Source organism: Ruegeria sp. B11, from assembly GCF_056539785.1.
Genome location: NZ_JBQFVO010000003.1, coordinates 435,656 through 458,340, shown reverse-complemented (window position 1 = coordinate 458,340; position 22,685 = coordinate 435,656). Strand labels below are relative to the sequence as shown.

At 50.0% G+C, this 22,685-nt stretch carries 17 protein-coding genes; 5 read left to right on the top strand and 12 right to left on the bottom strand.

The annotated features are described in order from the left end of the window. Positions 1 to 453 (top strand): SRPBCC family protein, encoded by a 453-nt coding sequence (locus ACR0I1_RS13955; protein ID WP_170513592.1) that lies wholly within the window; start codon positions 1 to 3, stop codon positions 451 to 453. A gap of 1,112 nt (positions 454 to 1,565) precedes the next feature. On the opposite strand, the gene ACR0I1_RS13950 is transcribed toward ACR0I1_RS13955, so the two are convergent. Together ACR0I1_RS13950 and ACR0I1_RS13945 are read right to left on the bottom strand one after the other, a co-directional pair. Continuing rightward, on the bottom strand, positions 1,566 to 3,191 hold the full coding sequence (locus ACR0I1_RS13950; protein WP_480706931.1) for an FAD-binding oxidoreductase: 1,626 nt from the start codon (positions 3,189 to 3,191) through the stop codon (positions 1,566 to 1,568). A gap of 273 nt (positions 3,192 to 3,464) precedes the next feature. Continuing rightward, positions 3,465 to 4,088: a glutathione S-transferase family protein gene (locus ACR0I1_RS13945; RefSeq protein WP_480706930.1), complete on the bottom strand. Its 624-nt coding sequence runs from the start codon at positions 4,086 to 4,088 to the stop codon at positions 3,465 to 3,467. A gap of 111 nt (positions 4,089 to 4,199) precedes the next feature. Between ACR0I1_RS13945 and ACR0I1_RS13940 the strand changes: the two genes are divergently transcribed. After that, complete coding sequence (locus ACR0I1_RS13940) at positions 4,200 to 5,102, top strand: LysR family transcriptional regulator (protein WP_480706929.1); 903 nt, start codon at positions 4,200 to 4,202, stop codon at positions 5,100 to 5,102. Positions 5,103 to 5,491: 389 nt separating this feature from the next. On the opposite strand, the gene ACR0I1_RS13935 is transcribed toward ACR0I1_RS13940, so the two are convergent. The 4 genes from ACR0I1_RS13935 to ACR0I1_RS13920 form a co-directional block, all read right to left on the bottom strand. Further along, a complete protein-coding gene (locus tag ACR0I1_RS13935; RefSeq protein ID WP_480706928.1) occupies positions 5,492 to 6,994 on the bottom strand; it encodes a glycosyltransferase family 4 protein in 1,503 nt (500 codons plus the stop codon). A gap of 295 nt (positions 6,995 to 7,289) precedes the next feature. After that, positions 7,290 to 8,684 carry an acylating sulfoacetaldehyde dehydrogenase gene (sauS, locus tag ACR0I1_RS13930; protein WP_480706927.1) on the bottom strand — a complete coding sequence of 465 codons (1,395 nt, stop codon included), beginning with the start codon at positions 8,682 to 8,684 and terminating at the stop codon, positions 7,290 to 7,292. Between the two features lie 120 nt (positions 8,685 to 8,804). Continuing rightward, positions 8,805 to 9,743 (bottom strand): hypothetical protein, encoded by a 939-nt coding sequence (locus ACR0I1_RS13925; protein ID WP_480706926.1) that lies wholly within the window; start codon positions 9,741 to 9,743, stop codon positions 8,805 to 8,807. 3 nt (positions 9,744 to 9,746) lie between these two features. Further along, complete coding sequence (locus tag ACR0I1_RS13920; RefSeq protein WP_170733055.1) at positions 9,747 to 10,391, bottom strand: PIG-L deacetylase family protein; 645 nt, start codon at positions 10,389 to 10,391, stop codon at positions 9,747 to 9,749. Between the two features lie 539 nt (positions 10,392 to 10,930). Between ACR0I1_RS13920 and ACR0I1_RS13915 the strand changes: the two genes are divergently transcribed. Together ACR0I1_RS13915 and ACR0I1_RS13910 are read left to right on the top strand one after the other, a co-directional pair. Further along, positions 10,931 to 11,713 (top strand): class I SAM-dependent methyltransferase, encoded by a 783-nt coding sequence (locus ACR0I1_RS13915; RefSeq protein WP_480706925.1) that lies wholly within the window; start codon positions 10,931 to 10,933, stop codon positions 11,711 to 11,713. A 19-nt stretch (positions 11,714 to 11,732) separates the two neighbouring features. Beyond that, complete coding sequence (locus ACR0I1_RS13910) at positions 11,733 to 13,253, top strand: formyltransferase family protein (RefSeq protein ID WP_480592785.1); 1,521 nt, start codon at positions 11,733 to 11,735, stop codon at positions 13,251 to 13,253. A gap of 7 nt (positions 13,254 to 13,260) precedes the next feature. Here ACR0I1_RS13910 and ACR0I1_RS13905 read toward each other — a convergent pair whose 3' ends face one another. Genes ACR0I1_RS13905 through ACR0I1_RS13880 form a run of 6 tightly spaced genes read right to left on the bottom strand, consistent with a single transcriptional unit; the run spans position 13,261 to position 21,128 of the window. Further along, complete coding sequence (locus tag ACR0I1_RS13905) at positions 13,261 to 14,268, bottom strand: GNAT family N-acetyltransferase (protein ID WP_480706924.1); 1,008 nt, start codon at positions 14,266 to 14,268, stop codon at positions 13,261 to 13,263. After that, on the bottom strand, positions 14,265 to 15,293 hold the full coding sequence (locus tag ACR0I1_RS13900; protein ID WP_480706923.1) for a lysylphosphatidylglycerol synthase transmembrane domain-containing protein: 1,029 nt from the start codon (positions 15,291 to 15,293) through the stop codon (positions 14,265 to 14,267). The genes ACR0I1_RS13905 and ACR0I1_RS13900 overlap by 4 nt, the downstream gene beginning before the upstream one ends. Continuing rightward, on the bottom strand, positions 15,280 to 16,125 hold the full coding sequence (locus tag ACR0I1_RS13895; RefSeq protein ID WP_170733050.1) for a class I SAM-dependent methyltransferase: 846 nt from the start codon (positions 16,123 to 16,125) through the stop codon (positions 15,280 to 15,282). Before ACR0I1_RS13895 ends, ACR0I1_RS13900 begins: the two co-directional genes overlap by 14 nt. A gap of 50 nt (positions 16,126 to 16,175) precedes the next feature. Then, positions 16,176 to 18,086, bottom strand: a complete 1,911-nt coding sequence (gene asnB, locus ACR0I1_RS13890; protein WP_480706922.1) for an asparagine synthase (glutamine-hydrolyzing) — start codon at positions 18,084 to 18,086, stop codon at positions 16,176 to 16,178. A 6-nt stretch (positions 18,087 to 18,092) separates the two neighbouring features. Continuing rightward, positions 18,093 to 19,178: a glycosyltransferase gene (locus tag ACR0I1_RS13885; RefSeq protein ID WP_480706921.1), complete on the bottom strand. Its 1,086-nt coding sequence runs from the start codon at positions 19,176 to 19,178 to the stop codon at positions 18,093 to 18,095. A 24-nt stretch (positions 19,179 to 19,202) separates the two neighbouring features. Further along, positions 19,203 to 21,128: a hypothetical protein gene (locus tag ACR0I1_RS13880; protein WP_480706920.1), complete on the bottom strand. Its 1,926-nt coding sequence runs from the start codon at positions 21,126 to 21,128 to the stop codon at positions 19,203 to 19,205. 194 nt (positions 21,129 to 21,322) lie between these two features. Between ACR0I1_RS13880 and ACR0I1_RS13875 the strand changes: the two genes are divergently transcribed. Next, on the top strand, positions 21,323 to 22,639 hold the full coding sequence (locus ACR0I1_RS13875) for a polysaccharide deacetylase family protein (RefSeq protein ID WP_480706919.1): 1,317 nt from the start codon (positions 21,323 to 21,325) through the stop codon (positions 22,637 to 22,639). Positions 22,640 to 22,685: the final 46 nt, after the last annotated feature.

Genomic DNA, 22,685 nt, shown 5'->3' with positions numbered 1-22,685 from the left:
ATGGAACTGAAGGACGAAATCATCATCAACGCCCCGAAAGATCGCGTCTATGCGGCACTGAATGATCCCGAGGTGTTGAAACAATGCATTCCGGGTTGTGAAGAACTAATCAAGCATTCTGATACTGAACTGGAGGCCAAGGTCTTGCTTAAAGTAGGGCCCGTCAAGGCGCGGTTCGGAGGCAATGTCACCCTGGACCAGACCGGCGCCCCTGATGCATTCTCGCTGTCTGGTCAGGGCAATGGTGGTACCGCTGGTCATGCAAAGGGTGGCGCAGATGTGACGCTGAGTGCAGACGGCGACAAAACGATCCTGCGCTATGAAGCAAAGGCCGAGATTGGCGGAAAACTGGCTCAGCTCGGCAGTCGTTTGATCCAGAGCACAGCCAAGAAGCTCGCAGGAAAATTCTTCAAGTCCTTCGCTGATGTAGTGAATGAAGACGCGATGATTTGATCTTAATGGGTGGAGATGAAGCAGTTCTTTGAGCTTGCTCCACCTGCTAACGATCCGAATTGAAATTTGCACCGTTCCAGCAACAACAAATGTACCGAATATGCGAGCGGAAGCTGCAGGAGCAAGGATCAAGTATTAAGATTCTGGTAAGTCCACTCATCCATCATTAGCTACTTGGTTCTAAACGCTTGATCTGAACAATTGCCGTCGGTTGCCATAGATTCACAGTTTTTCTTTTGCGCTCATCTGCCTATTGCAACTCGGACATGAACGTCTGGTTTTCGCTCTAGTGCCCCGATCTTACCGGCGTGGCCTGTAGAAGATTTTTCTATCTATAACCCGCGTACTGCTCATAATTCTGGAATAAGTATAGAAAAATTCTTACCACTATTTGCCTAGGCACCAAGCGTAAGTGCGCCAGAAACTAACGGTCAACGTAGTATAGCTTACCTAAATGCACTCTGGTTAGTATTTCTGTCCTCGAAAAAAGCGACGCTTGGAATTTTTCTCCTTGAGGGAGAACTGGGGGGCAATTTCGACCGAGATACGGAATGTGATAATTCAACCAATCGATAGTGACTTAATATTCAGATATTTAAGTGAAATATGGCTGGGATGGAAGAATGTCAAACTAAGTCATTGACATGTTATTTATACACGTAAAATGGAGGGGCAGGGGGCAAGTTAAAGTTCTTGTTGCCTGGTTTGTATCCGCAACAGAATAATCGCCTTGGTAACTTGACCAACGTTGTAAAAAGGGGAGTATTTGGCGGTTTTTCTTGACTAAAAGATGGGCCGATCCCGATTTAGCTCAGGCCGACCTCTTGCCCAACACTCCGGGCGACGATCAGACTGGGTCGCCTCCGAATGCGTGGCCCATGCGCCGCAAGCGACGACTTACTTGTCGTCGCCACGGCTTAGAAACTTGGAAAAGTAACCAAGATCTTTCCTACACAGAAGCAAACACGTGTAGCCTGAGCGGGTACTCACGCTTGGTTCGGCACGTCTCTTTCTGCGACAGTAAAGCGTTGATTTTTGAAACAAGCCCTAAGGTAACATCCGGGATAATCTAAGATTGTTTCGGCCTTAGCACCGATTACCGACATTCGGAACTATGCTCCAAAAGTCTCATATTTGATCTGATCGCTCATGACGCCTGCAGCCTCCAATCCAGTTTTCAAACCGGTCATAAACTCCAGAGGGCCGCAGATCATATAGTGCGCGTCCGGCCCCGCCCTGATCGCCAACAAGTCCTTAGCAGTGATCCGGCCATGGACGTCAAACGTCTCGCCCAGAAGATCGGTCCTTTCCGGTGAACTGAAGAATATCAATCGAGTTGCATTCGGGTTTCCCGCAATCAGTTTATCAACCTCACGGCCAAACGCATAGGCGCGCCCACTTCGAGCTCCATGGACATACCACACTGGCCGATGGTTTTCTTCTGCTGAGGCTTCGTAAAGCATTGCAAGCATTGGTGTCAGGCCGACACCAGCGCTGATCAGAACTAATGGATTGTCATCTTTGGGGAGTACAAAGTTACCAGCGGGCGGCTTTGCCTCGATCACATCGCCCACGTGCACCTCGTCATGTAGGAATTGCGACCCGATACCGCCTGCCTCGCGTTTTACGCTTATCCTGTAGTTCTGAATCGCGACCGAGCCAGATAGTGTGTATGTCCGACGTACCTTCGCCCCATGACCCGGGATGTCCAAGGCAATCGGCAAATGCTGTCCTGCAAGAAAAGGTGTCACCGCCTCGCCGTTCGTGGGTGCCAGATGGAAAGAGGTGATGTGCTCTGCTTCTAAGACCTTGTCGATCACGGTCAGTTTTGTCATCGTCGCAGGGTCTGCAGACCACCTCAGAGAAAGCGCGGCTGGTCTGTCGATGACAGATTCTATCTCTACATCAATCACACGAAGGATGCTTGGATCGCGCGCTTCCTCCGGGTCCCACTCGACCGAAGCCCGACCCGTCAAATGCAAAAGCCCGCCAGTTGAGAAGTCGACAAAGAGCAACCCAACACGCGGATCTTCGAGCAGGTTCCCGATCGTGTTGAAGAAGTTATTGCCGGTATAGTCGGGGATGCGCAGGCGCTTCGGCCCAACTACCCGGACGAATCCAGGGTCACCGCCACGATGGGAAGCGTCATAGCCGTCGGAGTGCGCTTCGTTAGAGCTTTGTCGCCCCGATCCGATGAATAGAGTGTCAGCGGCGCCTATGTGTTTGATTTGTTCGGAGCTGAGTTGAGTAGACGTCGTCGCTTCAATCGTCATCGCCCTATCGGCTCGCCACCAATTTCGCTCGTTGATATACTTCGGACAATTCCCAAAGGTCTGATGGATATCGACTGCAAAGCCATCCTTGGTTGGACGCGACTTACCGCTGAAGCGGTTGCGGCGGCGCGTAGCGAGTTCGATGCCAACCACGCCGATATCGGTGCCAGCCATAATCGATTCGCTCAGCGGATCTTGTGGATCAATCCGTGTTGCAAGCGTCAGCGTCTGAGAGTCTGGTGACCCAATGAATCCTTCCTCGCCTTCGATGATCGTCGCCCACACTCGTCCCTGGTTATCGCTGGAGGCAGCAACCAAAAACGGTTGTGCTTGATAAAAAGCGCGGTGTTGATCTGGCATGTGATTTCGGATGAAGGGCGCCACGCGTTTGGAAAGCCCCCTAACACCCGCGCGTTCTTGTGCAGCCAGTTCGCCCGGATGAAATGGGGTTTCTTCGTCCAACATCGTTTTGTCCTTCTTTCTCAATCTTGTCATCAAAGACGCTGTACACTCAGGTCCGGGTTATCGTCCGCAAGCAACCCCATGACCCAACAGAACAAGCGACTTTCGGGGTGCTCTGCACGGTTGCGTCAGTTGCCGCCTCGCGTTTATGCGGGCGCGACCTTAGCTACGTTGCGTCCGTTCATGCCGACTTAGTCAAGGCGCGCGTTTTCAATCACGGTTTCCCGAGTCGATGATGAGACGGCGCTTCGTTCGCCTTCGCAAATGTCCATTGAACTACTCGGCAGCAAGACCAACGGCGGTGGCTGGCATCGCTTGAAAACCGGCCAGCGCTTCGAACCTTGCAATCCAGGCACGGACATTCGGGTACGGCGCGAGCGAAATATTCCCTTCTGGCGCATGGGCTGTGTAGGAATAGGCCGCAACATCAGCGATGGTCGGTTGATCACCAACAAGCCAGTCGCGACCGTCCAGCCCAAATTCCAGTTTTTGCATTGCTTTCGCCGCGGTTGCAGCTGCAAAGTCCTCGTCCAGAGGTGCGCCAAACACCGTAATCAACCTTGCAGCACATGAGCCAAATGCAATTTCACCTGCAGCGAGTGTCAGCCATTGCTGAACGTTCGCTTCTCCTACGGCATCACTTGGTATCCAGTCGGGTGCGTATTTGCGGGCTAAGTAAACTAATATTGCGTTTGAGTCAGAAATGACGGCGTCGCCATCTTCCAGCACGGGCACCTGTCCATTCGGGTTCATGGCAAGGAAGTCAGGCGTTTTGTGCTCACCAGCGGCGAGATCTACAAAGACAGCTTCATGGGCAATCCCTGCGAGCTTAGCAAAAACCAAAGCGCGATGCGCGTGACCTGATTTGGGGAAGTGATGAATACGAACCGGGTTTGACATTTAAGGGCTCCTGCTGGGTTGGTCATTTACCAAAACAGATACGACTTGCACAATTGCGCGATAATCGTCAATTTTGGAGAAAGTTTAGGCCCTGAGGGGGCTGAATAAGCTATGGATAAGATTGACCGCATGCGAGCCTTTGCGCTTGTCGCAAAGAACGCCTCTTTCACACTTGCCGCACAGCGTATGGGACGATCCGCGCGGCAGGTCAGCAAATACGTCGCGGATCTGGAAGAAGCGCTAGGCGTTCAGCTTCTGAACAGAACCACACGCAGTGTATCCCTGACGGATGTCGGCGCCACGTATCTGGCGATGTGTGAACCACTTCTTGACGGGTTCGACGAGTTGGAAGAAACCGTCAGGAACCAACAAACGGCTTTACGCGGTGTCATCCATATCTCGGCTCCGACGGGATTTGGATCGGTGCGGCTCGCGCCTTCTCTTGCGGTATTCGCCGCACAGCATCCGGAAGTTGAAATCGACCTTCGTCTCTCGGATCGAAGGGTGTCAATTATTGACGAAGGTCTGGATCTCGCGATCCGCATCGGACCGATGAGAGACAGTTCACTTAGAGTACGCCAGCTTGGCCCAATGCCTTTGCTAGTCTGTGCATCTCCAGACTATTTGAAGCGCACAGGTATACCGGCGCATCCACGTGCACTGGAGACGTATGAGTGCATTTTAGACGGCAACATGACGGATCCTACGATCTGGCGCTTCGATTTAGAAGGTCGGGAAATTGCGGTCCATGTTAACGGTCGGCTTCGCGCCAATGCACCAGCAGCATCAGCACGGCTGGCAGCCACGGGAATAGGGGTTGCCCGTTGTCCGGCCTACACAGTTTCAGAAGCTCTAAAGACAGGAGAATTGGTCGAGCTCTTCGCCGAGAATCGCGTTACACCCTATGTGGTCGCCGCACTTTTTCCGCAGAATCGCCGACTAACGACCCGCGTGCGCGCCCTTATTGATCATCTTACAAGCGACACGTCGCTTTGCACTGACTTAAAGGGGTGATGAAGCAAAAACGGTTAATAAAAGCCGTTACGATGTGCAGCTTCCTTTGAAGCTCCTGCTTCTCAATATAACTTAATGAGCTCCGCCTGGACTGAAACCCGCCAATTGCAGCTTAAAGCTGCGTTCAGGATCACCGCGGAGAATGACTGCAGTGGAGAACCGGTTGATTGCCATCATGATCGAACGGCCAGACAATTTGGTCGCGGCGGCTATCGTCGGATTGCAGTTTTGCTCGAACCAGTCTTCCATTTGAACGCGGTCGGATTGTACCTCGCATCCAGCCTGAACCGGATCGTTCGTCGATGGGTAACGGCACCTAGCGTCATTTTCCTGGGATTGCGCCGCGAAGCACCAACCTGAGCCGAGCGTTCAGATGCGTCAACCCGCTTTTAGTTCAGGTTGCCATTTGTGCCAAAATCCCTATCGACGGAAAGTCTTTCGTACAGCTCCAACAACCGTTTCGCCTGCGCGTTCCAGCTATACTCTTTGTTAAGTATCTCGAGGGAGTTATCCGTGAGTTTATAGGCTTCGCGGTTCTCAGCAACTTTCTTTATGGCTACGGCGATAGCAAGTGGGTCGGTTTGATCCATAGCGACGCCATGACCCAATACTCTGACAAATTCCCTTTGATCAGGGCGATCTGGAACGCAAACCGGCAGCCTAGCAAATGTGGCCTCAAACAGTTTGTTCGGCATCGAATGTAGATAGCTTAACCCGATGTTTTGTGAAGCGCTCGCTGCAAGCGTAGCATCTGATACAACGTAGGGTACTGCTTCGGCAGGAACGGGCGCCAGCAAGTGAATTCGGTCAGCAACGCCCAGTTCCTCGGCGATACCCATAATCCAAGCGTCGTTGGGTTCCTTGCGTGGCCCAAGATTTGCAATATGAAAACCAGGTAAGTGGACTAATGCTGCAGCGAGTTTGTCCACGCCACGGTTTTCTCGTTGGATCCCACCAATGTAAGCGATCAATGGAACGTCTTCTGGCAGATCTAGCAGATCACGTAGCCGGTTTCCGCCTCGGTTAGTTTCACTTCGAGCAATGTCGGGTGAGTTATAGATTAAAGTAGGCTTACTCTTTGTGAAGCGCTTAGAGTAGAGTTCAGCAATTCCCTTAGAAACTGTGATCACATGATCTGTTTGCTTCAGGCAATCGTCTTCCAGTTTCTTCGTTAGTTCCTGCACATCTGTATGGAGTCCGGCACGTTCGGCTTCATACTCATGAGCGTCATAAATAAGTTTACCATTGCCTCGCTTTGCGAGCGCGACACCTGCGGGCAAAGTTAGCAAATCGTGAGCATGAACTATGTCGAAAGTACTGTCGTCCAGCACGGGTAACAGGTTTTGCATGAATACCAGCCCCCGAATTGCGCCGAGGCTCTCCCAACTTGCGGCAAGTTCTTTTTTTTCGCGGTCAAGTTGGGCGATAAGTTCATATTGCCTTGCAACACCGGGCGCGCCGATGCCTATTTTGCTTAAGCTTCTTATAACCTTGTGATGCAGTTTGCGCCGCATTCGAGCGGTACCACGCGCAGATTTATAATAGTATTTGTTTAACGGAGATTGTGCGCAGCAAAACTGAAGGCGTTCTAGCTGACGCTTCTTCTCAAGATAGTCGTCAAACCGTTTTGTTACTTCTGCTCCCGAGTACTCTAAAAATGGAAGTTTGTTGACAATTTCTCTGTCCAGAGTGGAGCGTTCGAAACAGCGGAAACGCTTAATCTTGATGTTCGAGATCGTTTCGTTTTTCTCTCGGTTTCCAAGCTGGTTGCAAAAGACATGAACATTATGCCCTGCATCAGCAAGAACGCGAGCTTGTTTAAAAACACGCGCATCTTGCGTTACTTCGCTGTAATTCAAGATTGCGATGCGCTTCCGATTGACAATATTCATCGCTGTTTTTGCTCGCTTTAATGTGGTGAGGTCAATTGCTGAATTTTGGATTTGTTTGTCTGATTGGCCAATCTTTTTACTGTCGTCAAACTATCTGAAGTTATGATTTGGATCTAGAGATCACCCTAATATGGTCAGAAAAACTTCTCTTCGCCTAATCCGAATAGACCCATTGGTGTGCACACCGCAGCCTAGCAGAATCGGTAACATCCCAGCCATGTTACTTCTCATTTCCGATGGGCGAATGCATAAGATGGAATATCTTGGGAAGAGAAAAATATAATCCCCATCCCAATCAAACGGGGTCAAACTGCGGATCATAGACGGTTCCGAACGCTTCGTCAGGGCTTGGCATTTCCTTTTCGTAAGTCTCTACTAGCACAGTTTTATTAACAAAATGCTTGATCGAAAGGTTCTCTGATATGGAATTTTTGCCCCAAGTCCCACACCCCATGGTAAGCGTGAATGGTAGTGCATTATTCATTCCGCCGCCATTTCCGAATGTGTGAGCCTGGTTCACGAGAACACGCGCAACGTCAACTTTCTCAGCGAGCGCCACCGAGCGTTCTTTTCTAGCGGTATGAATGCCTACGGAATGTCCGGCACCCTCGTAGTCAAGAATATCGTTGCAAATATCGATGGCGCCGTCAAAGTCTTTCGCTTTGTACACCGAAAGTACAAGTGCAAGCTTTTCTCCGGAAAGAGGAGCTTCTTTTCCGATTTGAGACTGAGGAACCAATATGAAGCGCTTCGAATTCGGGAGCTTCATTTCAAACAGTTTCTGAAGGGTAGAGATGTCTTTCCCTACAGCTTGACGGTTTACGGCACCATTTGTAAACAACTTTTCCTCAATCCTGCCTACTTCTGTAGGAGTCGCGAGGTAACCCCCAGCAGTCTCTAACTCTGAAATCATTGTTTCGTAAACACTTTCGAGCAAAATGACCGAGTTTTCCGAACTGCAGGATGTGGCGTTGTCGAAAGTCTTTGACGCCACAATTTTCGCGGCCGCGTCTTTAATATCCGCGGTCTCATCGACAATTACAGGAACATTGCCTTTGCCGACGCCTATACAGGGTGTGCCACTGCTGTAACCTCTCCGAACGTTTGTCTGGTCACCAGTGACCAGGAGAAGGTCGACATTTCGTGCAAGGTAGTCAGCCTTGTCGAATGATATAGGTGCATGTAGCACTTGGAACAATTCAGTCGGGGCGCCGATAGCTCGCAATGCGTCATCGAAATATGATTTCAGTTTTTGAGCAGTGCGCAAACCGGCAGGGGAAGGGCTGATTATGATTGAGTTTCCACCCTTGACCGCCATGAGTGCCTGATTTGCCGGAGTTGCTGCAGGGTTAGTCGAGGGTGTTAGGCTACCGATGACGCCAACAGGCTTTGCCCATTCCGTTATGCCGCGCTCTGGATCTTCAAAGATCTTTCCAACTGTTGGAGTCGCGAGTAAGTCGCAAAGTGTTCCAAATGTTTTCCGACGGTTCTTTAGTATTTTATCCTCAATGTTTCCAAGGCCAGTATCGGCAACTGCCATTTCCGCCAGGGTGCGCGCATGGTCCTGTCGATAGATCGCCCAAGCTAGTGCTCGCACAACGTTGTCGATCTGGTTCTGACTATATTTTGCAATTTCCTGCTGCGCGTCATGAGCTGCGGCCAGCTGTTTATCTATCTCTGAAAATGCCAAACGATTTGTCCTGAGTTTGTCGGGTTACTTCTTATTGAGAGGAGTTCAACATTGACACTATATCGTCAAATTTACGAGGCTGTTAGAGCTATCCTAATCTTAAGCACCGCTATCCATAATTTATTTCGAGTCACGAAGGCCTGCGTATATTTCGAGATTTCTCTGATGAGAGATTGCAAAGTTCCCCGATACCACTGTGTTATCAGGGAGATGCGAAATGACGATGCTGCCGATCTTGATATTGCAATTGCGTCCAATCCGCCGATTGTTCGATATCGTCGATCCAGCCCAGATTTCAGTTCCGCTACCGATCTTCGTGCCACCGGCGACCTGGCACCTAGTTCCTATCAAGCAGTCTTCGTCAATTTCGACATTATGTGCGATCTGAGTAAGGTTTCCGATGCGAACACCATTGCCAATCATTGTGGGCGACAGGCCTCCACTATCAACACAGGTGTTTGACCCAATAGAGACATCGTTCCCGATTACGACACCACCGAGGTGTGGAAACGGCTTAAGGGCACCATTTGGCTGACGTACATGTCCGAAGCCAGGCGCCCCGATGACGCAACCAGAACAAATCTCAACGTTGTCGCCTATGCTTACGCCTGGGTAGACAGTCACATTCGGATGAATAATCACATCTGCACCAATTGCTGCTTCTTTTGAGACAGATGCAGTATGAGCAATCCAGGTATTCTCGGACGTTTGGGCAAACATAGTTTCGTCGTGGAGGCCCTTTGAGAAAGCTATTTCATCGCTGTAGAGCCCAACCAGGATCATTCTAAAGGTGTCACGTGGATTATCCACCAAAATTAGTGTTTTATCGCTCTGAGCTGCTATGTCTTTTGCTTTAGCTTCGGGTAAAATCAAAATACTTGCCGGAACAGAGATTACGTCGGCGGATACCTCGCGCGACCATGTAAGATTTATTGATTCACTTTTTCCAATCGGAGCAGGGCCTATAAAGTCGCGATGGTCTCCAACGATCCTATGGGCTACCCGCATTTTTGTAAGAAACGAGCAAAGAGCTTCGGAGTTTATTGATTGGAACAGCACGGATCAAACCTTTAGAGTAATTAATTCAAACGCTTCTGAGTATTTGACACCCTGCTGGATGCCACGAACTGCAGCAAGCCCCCGAATAAATTCAGATTCAAAATAGTTGCGGTTCTTCAGAATCTGAGACTCATACGACTGTAGTGCTCTTTGCTTCGCCGCTAGATGCTCTTCAGTAACCCGGACAAAAACCCGGCTCTCAAAGCGGAAGTTGTTCCAAGGTAGCTCGTAGCCCAGCATAGTGGTCGTTTTGAATGCGCGCAGTGACTCATTGTGAACAACTTGATGATCCTGATGAACGTCACCACCGGAAGGCGTAAAAATTATGTTTGGTTTGATTTTGCTTCTTAGTTGCACCAGATCTTCGAGAACATCTTGGCGCGAATAATTCAAGCGCCTTACTTGATAATCAAATACGTGCAGCCGCTCTTTGGGAATATCATAAGTTTCCATAGCAGCAAAAAACTCACGTTTTAGGTGGTCCTTGTCGAGGCCACTAGGCAGGGATTGCGCGGCCGTGGAAAACACTGCGACATCAACGGTTTCGCACTCCTCCATGCATCGAGCAAGCGTTGCTCCACACCCAAGCTCTACGTCGTCAGTATGTGGGGCGAGAAACAATACTCTCGCACCGCTGAAAAGACTCATGTTGCCCTCCGGTACAACGCTCTGGTTTCGATCAAAAAAGTGTTATCGGCGTTCTGGCTAGAAATCATAGGGCATTAAATATGTCTAGCAGAAAACCTCTGACTTTGTTGGAGAGATGCCAGCAACCATTTCCGATCAATAAGGTTGGGTCGTTGAGAGTCGCGCGCATACAGTTCATCAAGGGCTACGAACCTGAATTTGCGCGAACAGTTGACAGCGCTCTTCAGGTTGCCTTCGGCAATTGGTGAGTCAGTTGAATGTTGTGGCAAGGCTTGTTTCAAATGCCGCTTAGCCTTGCGCTGGAAAAGCCCATTGGCCTGCCAACCAAAGGTCGCTTAGGCGAGAAATCAGAACGGCAACAATTCGTGACAGGTCCACAATTGCCAGATAGATGACAAGTAACGAGCCAAATCATTGCGATGGTTTTACTAGGTTGCATGCCACGCTGAGATTAACGTAAATGCGATTGCATCTGAATTTCTAGGCAGGAAACCATCTAATCTGGTTTGGACGAAGATGCGATTTTTAAGGGCTTGTCAATGAAAAGAACTATCGCTGTCGGTCACCGTCTCCCTTTCGTCAAGATTCCCCTCTTCGGTGATCGCGACCGCTTCGGTTTGATTTCGGACCGTAAAGATCCAATGTGGGACGAATGGGAGAAAGCGTGCGCGGATTTTTATCGGGCCAACCAGCGATCAGGGTTCGGAAAGTCTATCAACGACGCGGGTTACCGTGTTCTAAGTACATTTGATTTCACCGGAAAAACTGTGATCGAGATCGGGCCCGGTTATGCGCCACATTTGCCGTTCTTTAAGACGAAACCTTCGCATTACATTCTGATTGATATACGCGAAGAGTTTCTACTGAGCGCCGCTGAACAATTGAGCAAGATGGGAATTTCCTACGAAACTCATCTGATCGATCCACAAAATCCGCATAAGCTACCTCTAGAGGCTGGTGTGGCAGATGTTCTGCTGACATTCTATTCTCTCGAGCACCTCTATCCATTGCAGAGTTTCGTTGAGGAATACCGACGTGTTTTGCGGCCCGACGGCCATGTTGTTGGTGCGATTCCAGCTGAAGGCGGGCTTGCCTGGGGCCTTGGAAGATACTTTACCTCGCGTCGTTGGTTGAAACGCAATACTACGATCGATCCCGACAAGCTGATCTGCTGGGAACACCCAAACTTCGCTGACCATATTCTTGATGTTCTTGGCGGGTCGTTCCACTTCAAAAAATTGACATATTGGCCGCTTGGTATTCCATTGATCGATACAAATTTGATAGTTTCCTTCGTCGCAAAAACTCGACATGACGAATGATTGCAAGACAGCATCCGCTATGAGTAGGTCGGTTCTCGTCATCACGGGGAACGGATCGCCGGCCCGAGCAGCTGCAAATATCTATGCAAAAGCTTTCTCTGAGGCAGGCTACACTATTCATTTCATTGAGAATACGATAGGTCCAAGGCGCATCGCGAGTTTCTTCTGGAAACGGTTCAGACGTTATGGATTACGCGATGTATCAAGCATGTTCTGGCTACGTCTAACTGGTCCGGGGCCTGCGTCGGTCGAAAAAACCTATACACTGCATAAGACCGTTAGTGACCTGGATCACATCGACACCGATTATCTGGAGAGTATCGCTCCGTCTGTGGTCATTACCAATGCCTGCGCCCTTCTGAGTGGTGCTTTGATTGATCGTCTTCATTCGTTTGGATGTGAGATTATCAATGTACACAATGGCATAAATCCCCGTTACCGAGGAACCGGAAACATCTGGGCTGCATACGAGCGCAACTTCAAGATGACCGGCGTGACGCTTCATCATATTGATGCGGGTATAGATACAGGCGAGACCATTGCTACCCGCTATATTGATTTCATCGCACAGGAGACGTGTTTCAGGCAGATTGATGTTGTCGCCTTTGAGGAAGGCGCAAGAATGGCTGTCGAGTATGTTTTGGAGGGATCCGTAACCGGAACGAAAGGAGTTGCTGCACGCAGCCGCGCTTACACCTTTCCACGGCAGGGCCAGTATATCGCTGCGAAGGCACGATATAGTGCGGCACTGAGCGCCGATGCAGTTTGTCAGACATCTGAAATCTGGCAGAAATCGTTTAAGGATTTGGCATCCGAAGAAGACAAGGATGTTTATCAGCGTCAGCACTGGGGGGACTCTGGTACTATCGCTTCGCGGGATCAGCTTGTACGACAGATCGTTGATGAATGCGGACCAGGCCCCAAAATCCTGGACATCGGTTGTGGTGACGGGCGGTATCGTAGCTTTTGGACCGGTAGCGATTATTGGGGCTGCGATTTTTCATTGGAAACAATGAGCTTAGGTGGCAAGCTGGTGCCTTCATCTACCCACTTACAGTGCCCAGTCCGACCAGGTGCAGAAGTCCTTAGCGATGGTGACGGAAATCATTTTGTAGAGGCGGCCGTCGATGCGATGCCTATCGGGGACGCTCAGATGTCTACTGTACTTTGCGTGGGTTTGTTCCAACATCTTGATAACACGGGCGAGGCGGCGGATGAAATTTTGAGGGTGCTGGCGCCGGGTGGCCAGTTAATTGTCAACACATTGAGACAACCATCGTGGTTTGAGCTCTTTCCGCTGCGACTGCTTGGCTTGATGAAGAGGGATCTTGGTGCCCTTGTGTCGGCGATTAGCCGACAAGACTACTTTTGCAATATCGAAATTGCTGGCACAAAACTCGCACGCCGCTATTCAGTCGCCGAGTTGTCTTTGCTTTTCGCTCCGCAAGCTGTGGTGAAAGCCGTCCATTATGGTGGACTCGGGAGAACTCGCTTTTTGTCGCGTGAAATCACGATTGTATTTGAGAAAAAGCACCGCTAGGCATATTTTATGTTAAATGAGGCACTAGGACAGGCGGTGCGGCTTTCAAAAGCCATATTGGGCTATGCGCAATTACTTGGCGGGCCAGAGAAAAGCTAGAATTCAAGTCTATCGGCTTAGGCGTATGTTGCCAATAATAGGCATAGGCGGGGCTTTCGGTACAGCCCCAACGTTGTTTGAAAAACAGAAGTGGTGCATCACTAGGTGCTGAGGAACCAAAGCCGAATGTTTGCGCTTCAGCTTCAATGGCCAGAGAAATCGCATGATCCAGTATGAGTGATGCTAAATCACGCTGGTCAAAGTCTGCCCGCATTGCTCCCCAGCAATAATCCCATCGCTGGCTGTCATGTAGCAAGAACACCCCGCCGACCACTCGCGAATTTTCTCGCGCCAATAACAGTGTACTATGACTCTCAATCTCAAGAAGACGCTGATACAGCGAAAGAGGCTGGCAAATCATCCGGTGCTTATTCCGGTATAACTGTAACATCAGATCGTACCATTCGTTCAGATCATTCGGATCTCGACTGGTACCGATCTCTAACTCGGCTAGTTCTCTCCGAGCTTTGTTCACCTTCGTACGATGACGTTTTTTGTAGCTTTGCCGCTGTTTTTCAATCGTGGAAGACAGCGGCACTTCGCTGACAATTGAAAAGATGGTTTCCGCTAGCTCATGCTGATTGACTACATCTCCATCCAACCGATCTAGCGTCTTGTATTCAGCATAACAGCGCGGGCCTTGGGTTTTGGCCAAAGAAATCAAGTGTTTCACTGCGGCCTGTTGTGAACCTTCCCCTGTGAGCGGTGGATAGAAATTGAAAGGTGCACTTGTAATTTTATGACCGGAAAAAAACGAATGGCTTGCAAAGGCCGGAACCCCGGTGATACCGGTTTCGCTCATTACCGATTGATGGAGCGGTTTGATTTTGTAAACGTGCTCCAGCACCGACACAAATTCGCGGGCATTCATATAGGAGCCGGCTTGTGCTTCTGTGAAGAATTCAACCAGACTCATTGGGTGTCTTCCGTTTTATGCCGTTTGCCGTGAATCTGCCAAATTCTGTGATAGAGATCCCGGAAGTTGAACCCATCAAATACCAGAATGTACAGAAGCAATAAGATATTTGGCACTAGCACGATCAATCTCAGCATCAAGCCGTGCACCAAACCCTCGACGAGGGGGATTCCGTATGTGCTCAAGGCGAGAGCAATAGCAAACTCATAAGTTCCGATTCCACCAGGAGTCACCGTTACAAATAGACCCAGTGCTCCGGCTATGAAAACCAACAGTACCGCCAATGCGCCGATCTGAGCAGTTGTTCCTTCAGTGTTCAAATGCACGAGGTAAACATAGAAAATAAGGTAGGAATTGGCCCAGACGATGACAGATAAAACGCCCGCCTTCGTAAGAACAGGGGTAGAGTTTGTCAAAGCGTACAGGAACTGAATGGTCATCCGTTTCAATCCGTCAAAGGGCAAATTTTGAACGGCGCGAACCAATGCGTTTGGCGCAAATATCAGTAGTGAAAACACAAGCACAAGGATCACGGCCAGCGCGGAAAGCAAGGTGGTGCTCCCGATCAGTGCCTCGTCTCGGGCGGCTCCTTGAGCAAAGATCAGTATAGCCAGCATTCCAAGAAGGACAAAAACGTCGAGAGCGCGCTCATAAAATAGGATAGAGAATCCCTTGGATAGCTCAAGAGAGGCACGCTCAAGCAGATACACGGGCTTGACGAGGTCGGATAATCTGCTTGGAAAGACAATTAGAAGTGAGGCAACAAGCGCTATGGATTTGCTCCCGGTGGCAAGGCTTACGCGCCCTTCGCTAAGCACTTGCATTCGCCACGCAGCGCTTATAAGCGACACCCCGCTGACGAGGACCGCTAAGATAAAACCTCTGATCGGAACAATGGTGTAGTCTTCCTGCCAGAGTGTCCGAGCTGCCCAGATGATCAACAAACCAAGCAGCAATAGTGCGATGCTAATGCGAAGGACTGGCCGGTTTTTGGGTGCTTTCGTTGCGAATCTATTGTGAGGCATCGCGCTTTGTCAGACGAGCGTAAATCATGAAGCCTGCGTGCTTATCGAGAAACTTGTGTAAACCAAGAGGTATCGGGAAAGGTAGCGCCCGAGCCGGAAAGAAGTGATAGAAGATCTGGTCAATTTCAAAATATGGAGACAGCAAATCGACAAATTGCTGTTTCGAATAGGATTTTCCTATGGGGTTCTCGGCGCCGTCATAAAGCCGGACAATTTCGTCAACATCAGAGTTGTTCATTATGTCTTCGCGCCCACGTCCTTTGAGACCACCGCCCAGCTTACTGACGATCCAACCGCCATATCGCAAAATCGGCCACATCCGGATAAACAGATTTCGGTAGTAGACCGAGATCATCGCGGTGCCGCCAGGTTCAAGGACACGAGCGATCTCTCGCACGCAAGATTCTGTATCGGGCGTGTGATGGATTACTCCCTGACAATTCACATGGGTAAAACTCGCGTCGGGGTATGTAAGCTTTTCCGCGTTTTGCTGGCTCGCCTCGACTGTCAAACCATAAATTTCAGCGCGTTTTTTTACCAATTGTACCGCCTGTTCGGTCAAATCCGCCGAACTGACGTGTTTGGCACCCCTATTTTGCAGTTCTACAGACCACATGCCGGGACCACAGCCTAGGTCCAGAACGTGCTCATTCGTCTGCGGGCTTGGGAATAAATGATCGGGCAAAGCACCGGCAAAGCAATCATCAATCACGACCTGACGATGGTGATCAAAAAAAGCCTTCGTCGCAGGCTCATGTTCGGATTCACCGGTGAACAAGGGATTTGCTTCCCAAAAATCGCGGACGTCATCGATGGTTTTATTCTGACTCATTTCCATGATGCCTCCAATTGAACCATTGAATATTGGTTTTGGTTCCGGACTTACTTGATATCAAGGCGCATATGCCACGTCTCTTCCACCTGGCGCAACCATGCTTCAAGGCTAAGTAGCATCCAAATTCGGTGGCTGGGCAACTCGTCCAGCGGGCGAAATTTCCGCTTCAGACTTCTTTGGTAATCATGAACCACAGCCTCAAGGTACTCTGGCCTGAATAGCCGTTGCAGAGGGCTGTCTTTTGCAGTTAGGCGCTTGGTCATCCAAGATTGCATCGGCCCTCGCAGCCAATTGCGCAATGGTGTTGGGAATCCACGCTTGGGCAATTGGTATAGCTCACTGGGTAAAAGGTCGCGGGCACCACCTTTGATGATTGCCTTCAATTCTCCGCCTGTCAATTTGACGTCGGATGGAATCGAAAGCGAAAGAGCAATCATCTTATTGTCGAGCATTGGAGTTCGAGACTCGAGCGCATGCGCCATCGAAATCTTATCTTCCACCACCAATAAACCCGGCAGGTATATCTTGAAATAGGTGTAAATTAGCTGTTCGTACAAACTTTGTGCTTTGGCGTTGACCTCCTTCAACTTGGACGCCGGGTCATGGGGCTCCAAGGCGTTCCAGGCATTGGGCTGCAAAACGCGAGCCTGATGTTTGCGTGAAAACAAAACCGGAAGCAAATAGCGCCCTTCTCCTCCGCGCAGCATCGAAAGCGTAAAGTAGCCAATGTGTGGGAGCTCGGACATACGGATCGAGCGCAGCGCAAACCAAGTCTTCCTTAAGCTGCGGCGGAAACCGGATAGCACCGCGGCAAACTTGAAGACAGGGTAGCCGGAAAAGAGTTCGTCACCTCCATGTCCGGTAAGGATCACCTTGCATTTTTGCGCAGCAGCTTGTGCAACCAAATACTGCGGAAGTGCACCCATACCCATTTGGGGAGCGTCAAGTGCATAAGCCAGATTATCCATCTCTGCCATCGCACAATCTGGAGTGATATCCACACCTTGATGCGGGGCGTTAATACTGGCAGCAACAAGCGCGGCCCCTGACATCTCATCGTACCATCCACCCTCGGGGAAACGCCCGGTAAAAGTCAGTGGTGGGGTCGGCAATAGCGCGGCTGCGGAACTGGCTACTGCCGAACTGTCAAACCCTGCACTGAGATAACTGGCAACCCCCACGTCGCTCATCAGGTGTCGCTGTACACTTCCCTTTAAGGTATTTTGAAAGCCCATGGTAGCTTGCACGAAGTCAATTTCGTTGTTTGGAGTAACGCAGAGCTCCCAATAGTGTGTCTGCGTTACGTGATCTTCAGAGACTTCGAGGAAACAGCCAGGCTCAAGAAGCTTGACATCCTGAAAAAGCGTCGTTGAACCGAACTGGTTCTGGTAGGTCAGGTATTGAGAAAGTCCTGTTGGATCAATTGGCCATTCTCGGGCATCGATAGCGCCAAAGAGGGCCTTGATTTCAGATGCGAACAGAAACTCGCCCAACCGGGTGCTGGAATAGTATACCGGTTTGATACCCATCCGGTCACGAGCAAGGATGAGACGTTTTCGGGCAGGCTCCCAGATGGCGATCGCGAACATTCCGTTTAACTTAGAGAAGGCATCCGTTCCATACTGTTTGAATAGGGGCAGAATAACTTCGCTATCGCAATCGGAGTGAAACACATGACCAAGCGCTTGCAATTCGCGACGTAATTCAGGGTAGTTGTAAATCTCTCCATTGACGACACTGCTCAAGGTGCCATCGGTGCTGTGCATTGGTTGGCTTCCCGCATCGGTCAGATCGACTATCGCAAGGCGCGTATGTCCGAGAGTAATATCGTTATCCGACCACTTTGCCTGTCCATCGGGTCCACGATGCCGCAGGCGTGTCATCATTCCATCAACCCGAGTTTCACGGTTCTCGGGTGTCCCACGAGCAAAATCTAGAATACCACAAATCCCGCACATATCCTGTTACTTATCTTCCAGGTCTTTGAGACGAGCGCTGATCCGGGATAGCAGGACATAGTTCTCTTCAAAATTCTTCCGATTTTGTTGAGAAATGAAATAAAACACCATGAAGATAAAAAGTATCACCGATGAAATGAATACTAAGAACAAGGTAAGGTACCCGTTGATCAACGTTTCGCGGAGCGATTCGTAGAAGGAAAATGCCTCAACTCCCATTCCGCCCCAGATGTAGATAGTTAGAAAGTTTTTGAGAAGGATCACCAAGCCAACAAAGATGACGCTTGAAAGGAGCACCGTGGGTACAAGCAAAATCAGTCCCGGTCGCAGCAGCCAGTTATAGACCAAGTGTGACGCCATCGTGCTGGACATCGAAACAAAAGGTAACGATGCAATAAAGCCTTTTTTAGCGGCTTTTCCACGATCCCGATCGCGCCATTTCAGCAAGGCGGGAACCTCGACAATCTTCAGGTTGCCTAATCGCGCTTTTTGTAGGATCTCTAGGTGTAAGTCTTTGCCATCATTAATTAACTCCATAGCATTGATGGCCTCGCGCGTATAGCCGCGTACGACGCAGGTCACGGTTGCAAATTGCCCATTGAGGCTGGCCGACAGAATTTTGTTTCCCCATTTTGACATCAATGCGCGCGAAGTTGGCACGTTCTCGACACCACCACCGGGCGCATACGCCGAGGCCAAAGAGATATCTGCAGTGCCATTCTGCAATGGCTCAAGTAATGCAGGAATGTGTGACGGGGCGTAAGAAAGGTCGGCATCAAGACAGATCACAACCTTCCCTAAAGATTCATCAAAACCGGTCCGAATAGCTTTTCCGCGCCCCATGTTGCGTTTGTGATGTGTGACCCGAACTCGAGCGTGCTCTTGTGCATAGCTATCAACAAGATCACCCATGCCATCAGTTGACCCGTCGTCGACGACCAGAATCTCGTAGTCGAGATCTGGCATATTCTTCTTAAGCCAGTCCCGAAGTTCTGTTAGATTTCGAAGGATGATCTCGCTCTCGTTAAATGCGGGGACAAGAAGTGACAACTCAGGAGTAGCAAAGTCCTGCGGCATATCTGCGTATGTCATATGGGGTCTTTCAGCAAGTCGGAATTAGGATGCATTTAGGCTGGCCACGTCGAGAACGAAAAAGGTATCATTCTCGAATACTGGTGTATAGCGCGGACCATCCACGGCGTGTTCTTTTAGGTATACAAAATAATCGATTTCATAGTCACGGACCATGTTGGTCATCCAGTCTAGGTCCTGCGCGTAGTATATCCTGCGTGCAATACTACAGACATTTCGAAAGTTCCGTCGGATACTTGATGGATCCTCCTGCAACATTTTGCGACTATCGATACCGATCCTTTTAGCACGCGCCAACCCTTCGTCGAAATTGTTCAAATTCCCTGAGTAGAGCCATCCATTCTTGAGGAATTCTTGAATGCTACCCCAAGAGCTGCGCTGCGAGAAATCACGCCAACCATATGAAATACAGGGATCGGTCATGAATAGATCGGTTGGGTCAGAGTTGCTCTGCGCCCATAGTTGTACTTCTTTGTATTCCGATGCCGTGGTGCGACGATTTTCTGTTAGTGTGTAGCGTTCAGTGATCCATAGAAAAGACAGAATCATGCTGATTAGCAGAATGCTGAGCGCGGTCAGCCGCGCCAGCCAATTCGGTAAATGCCACAGCTTAATTGAGGTAGCTGATTGAATGAGGATTAATGCAACCCCAACTAAGGATAAAGCAAAGAGCCATGGCGTACCGAAATATCTAGCAAACGACAATTGATATCCAGCATGAAAGTGAAGGGCCAGCAGTAAGGCTGGGGGTAAGGCAAACAGGACAACCGCCGTTTCGTAGGACCACAACTTAGGTCGGTGCACAATGGCACCGATGACCGGACTGGCATAGAGAAGCGCAAGCACGATTGAATATGGATATTTCTGAAACAGCGCTGTCGCGAGAAAAGCAATGCCAATCAAAACAAACCCATAATTGCCGCCCAGCAAATCGCGAAACAGACGATGAACTATGATCGGTAGTAAAAGCAGCGCACCAAATGCACTTAGTCGCTGAGGTGATATCTTTAGTAGTGTTACACTCCACTTATGTTCGGCTGCCAGCAAGCCAAACAAACTAACGATACAAATTACGGAAATCATCACCAGGATCTGCTTGCGGCGCAGATCACCCAGTTCGGGCGTGCGCCTCAATGCCTCGACACCCACCAAAACAAGCCCCATGAAGGGCAGAAGCACCCTGTCCGGGTTTGGTAGAATCATGCCTAAATCGGACAGATACCAATGAAAGTTGAAGAGGCGACTAAACTCGATATACTCAATTTTAGGTATTTCTGGCCCCGTCAGTGATTGTGACGCGACGAATTCAAAAAACCAGATCGCAGAAAATGTGACGGATACAACAGCCGCGATCCACGGTGTCGGCCGTTTCAACTCGGACTTGTCAATCAGGAAAGCAAAAAACAGAACCGGAAGGGTCAGCGCTGTCATGGACGGATGGATGGTAAAGCCGGCCATCAGAAGGACCGCCATCAACACATATCTATGGGTCAAAAGCGCGCAAAGCGCCGCTAGTCGCAGCATGTCGGCAAAAACGTAGAATTGTCCGACCAAGAATGGTGTGCCAAATCTTGCAAGATCAATCTGGCGGGCGCTACTTGCTAAAAAAAGGATGGCAAGCAGAACAAAACTGTACGGAAGCGTTTGCGGTAAAAGTGTTCTCAGGATCAAAACAGCGCCAGCGATCAATACCACGACTTCGCAAGCGATCATCATGTACATAGCGACGATAGGCTGAATGCCTAGATAGCTAGCGACAAAGGGATAAATCCAAACAAGCAGTGAATTGCCGATAAAGGCGGCACCACCAGGGTAGTCCTTAGGGAAGTTCTCAGGGTAAAGTACCGAATTCGCGAAATCCACGGCCGAGAACCCACCCCAAGCTACAACGAGGTCTAGTTCAAGGAAATAGGTGTGCCCAAGGTAAGCGAATACCGCCAGAGCGGTCATACACAGCCATATAACCGCGAACTCATGACGTTGCATTAGGATGTGCCAAATTTCATAGAGACCCGCAAAGGGTTGCCAGCGCAGGTTTTTTCATGGAGGTCTTTCACGGTGTCGGAACTGCGATCAGCAAGGGTGTGCTTCCGTTCTATATCTGCTAACTGGGTGCTGTTCTAGTCCTTTTTGTGAGACCCCTCATGTCTAATAATGTGGTTGTCCAGTTCGTCTTGCAAAGTGCTGAGCGCTATTGTGCCGAGGCGACGAAGGATGCCCTGATTGACCTTCCAATACCGACTACTTCAAAGCCATTCGATTGGCCGCTTGTCCGCATTTGCCTGCCGGACTGGGCCGCGGATATTGGTGTCGGCCAGCCCTCGCACCTGATGGTGCCAGCCTTTTGTGTAACAGGTGAAGGTGCGGACTGGGAGTGCTGCGATTGGTGGCGCGCTTGTTTTTCATTTCTGACTTGCGAAGCTGAACGCCATTACGAACAGAGAATGGGCCCCTGTCATTCCTATGCCTATCGGCTACCTAAGACACTTACATCACTCTGGGACCATGCTTGGGTAAACCGTATTCTACTTTTTCTGCGGCGCTGGGCTGCCCGGAAGGCAGGGCGAAACGAAGCTGATATGTTTGGTGCGTTACGTGGGGCGGAAATTTTGCTCACGCATGATGTTGATGCATTACAAAAAACCTTGCCAATAAGGATCAAAGCGCTGGCCTTTGACGGGTTCAACGCCCTCAAACTTGCACGGCAAGGTGCGCTTCGTGACGCTGTAAAGCGATTGGTCAAAGGGACTGGTTTTTTCTTGCGTCCGGCCGATTATAATTACTTGGCGCATATTGCTGCCCTTGAGCAAAGTTTCGGACAGGTCAGCACATTCAACTTCCACGGTGGAAAATCGCGACGGATACGCGGGCCAAAACGCTATCTGATGGATCCCGGCTATGATGTGACATCTCCGTCAATTGCACATGAGTTGCGCAAATTGGCCGCGAACGGCTTTACGATCGGAGTCCATCCATCCTTCGACGTGTTTGCCGATGCAGGACAATTGCGCGCCGAAATGGATCGCATACGCTCAGCAACAGGTTTGTCGGTCGTAGAAATCCGCCAGCATTGGCTGCGCTTCAGTTGGGCAGACACCTGGCGGGCGCAAGAAAAGGCGGGGCTATTGCGTGATACCACATTAGGTTTCAATGATCGCCCAGGATTTCGCAATGGTGCAGCAATGTGCATACCGGCGTGGATAGCACCAGAAAAGCGCGCCTCAGATCACTTGCGTAGTATACCCATGATCCTTATGGATTCACATTTGTTCGATTATCATGTTTCAGACGAGCAAACGCGACGTGCCACAATCGATCGGTGGTTGGACGAGGTGAAAGCCGTGCACGGGATCGCCACGGTGGTCTGGCATCAGAGAGTGTTTCACCCTAAGGACTACGGCTGGGGGGACGACTACACCTATCTCCTGTCTCGCCTGCCTGGCTCCAAGGAAGATCTTTAATGATAGACAAGGTCCATTGCCCATATCTTCAACAGGTGCACAGGGC

What these genes read in the sequence shown, in the direction of transcription:
- ACR0I1_RS13955 (WP_170513592.1), top strand. Translation starts at nt 1, where the DNA reads ATGGAACTGAAGGACGAAATCATCATCAACGCCCCGAAAGATCGCGTC.
- ACR0I1_RS13950 (WP_480706931.1), bottom strand. Translation starts at nt 3,191, where the DNA reads ATGTTGGACGAAGAAACCCCATTTCATCCGGGCGAACTGGCTGCACAA.
- ACR0I1_RS13945 (WP_480706930.1), bottom strand. Translation starts at nt 4,088, where the DNA reads ATGTCAAACCCGGTTCGTATTCATCACTTCCCCAAATCAGGTCACGCG.
- ACR0I1_RS13940 (WP_480706929.1), top strand. Translation starts at nt 4,200, where the DNA reads ATGGATAAGATTGACCGCATGCGAGCCTTTGCGCTTGTCGCAAAGAAC.
- ACR0I1_RS13935 (WP_480706928.1), bottom strand. Translation starts at nt 6,994, where the DNA reads ATGAATATTGTCAATCGGAAGCGCATCGCAATCTTGAATTACAGCGAA.
- ACR0I1_RS13920 (WP_170733055.1), bottom strand. Translation starts at nt 10,391, where the DNA reads ATGAGTCTTTTCAGCGGTGCGAGAGTATTGTTTCTCGCCCCACATACT.
- ACR0I1_RS13915 (WP_480706925.1), top strand. Translation starts at nt 10,931, where the DNA reads ATGAAAAGAACTATCGCTGTCGGTCACCGTCTCCCTTTCGTCAAGATT.
- ACR0I1_RS13910 (WP_480592785.1), top strand. Translation starts at nt 11,733, where the DNA reads ATGAGTAGGTCGGTTCTCGTCATCACGGGGAACGGATCGCCGGCCCGA.
- ACR0I1_RS13905 (WP_480706924.1), bottom strand. Translation starts at nt 14,268, where the DNA reads ATGAGTCTGGTTGAATTCTTCACAGAAGCACAAGCCGGCTCCTATATG.
- ACR0I1_RS13900 (WP_480706923.1), bottom strand. Translation starts at nt 15,293, where the DNA reads ATGCCTCACAATAGATTCGCAACGAAAGCACCCAAAAACCGGCCAGTC.
- ACR0I1_RS13895 (WP_170733050.1), bottom strand. Translation starts at nt 16,125, where the DNA reads ATGAGTCAGAATAAAACCATCGATGACGTCCGCGATTTTTGGGAAGCA.
- asnB (WP_480706922.1), bottom strand. Translation starts at nt 18,086, where the DNA reads ATGTGCGGGATTTGTGGTATTCTAGATTTTGCTCGTGGGACACCCGAG.
- ACR0I1_RS13885 (WP_480706921.1), bottom strand. Translation starts at nt 19,178, where the DNA reads ATGACATACGCAGATATGCCGCAGGACTTTGCTACTCCTGAGTTGTCA.
- ACR0I1_RS13880 (WP_480706920.1), bottom strand. Translation starts at nt 21,128, where the DNA reads ATGACCGCTCTGGCGGTATTCGCTTACCTTGGGCACACCTATTTCCTT.
- ACR0I1_RS13875 (WP_480706919.1), top strand. Translation starts at nt 21,323, where the DNA reads ATGTCTAATAATGTGGTTGTCCAGTTCGTCTTGCAAAGTGCTGAGCGC.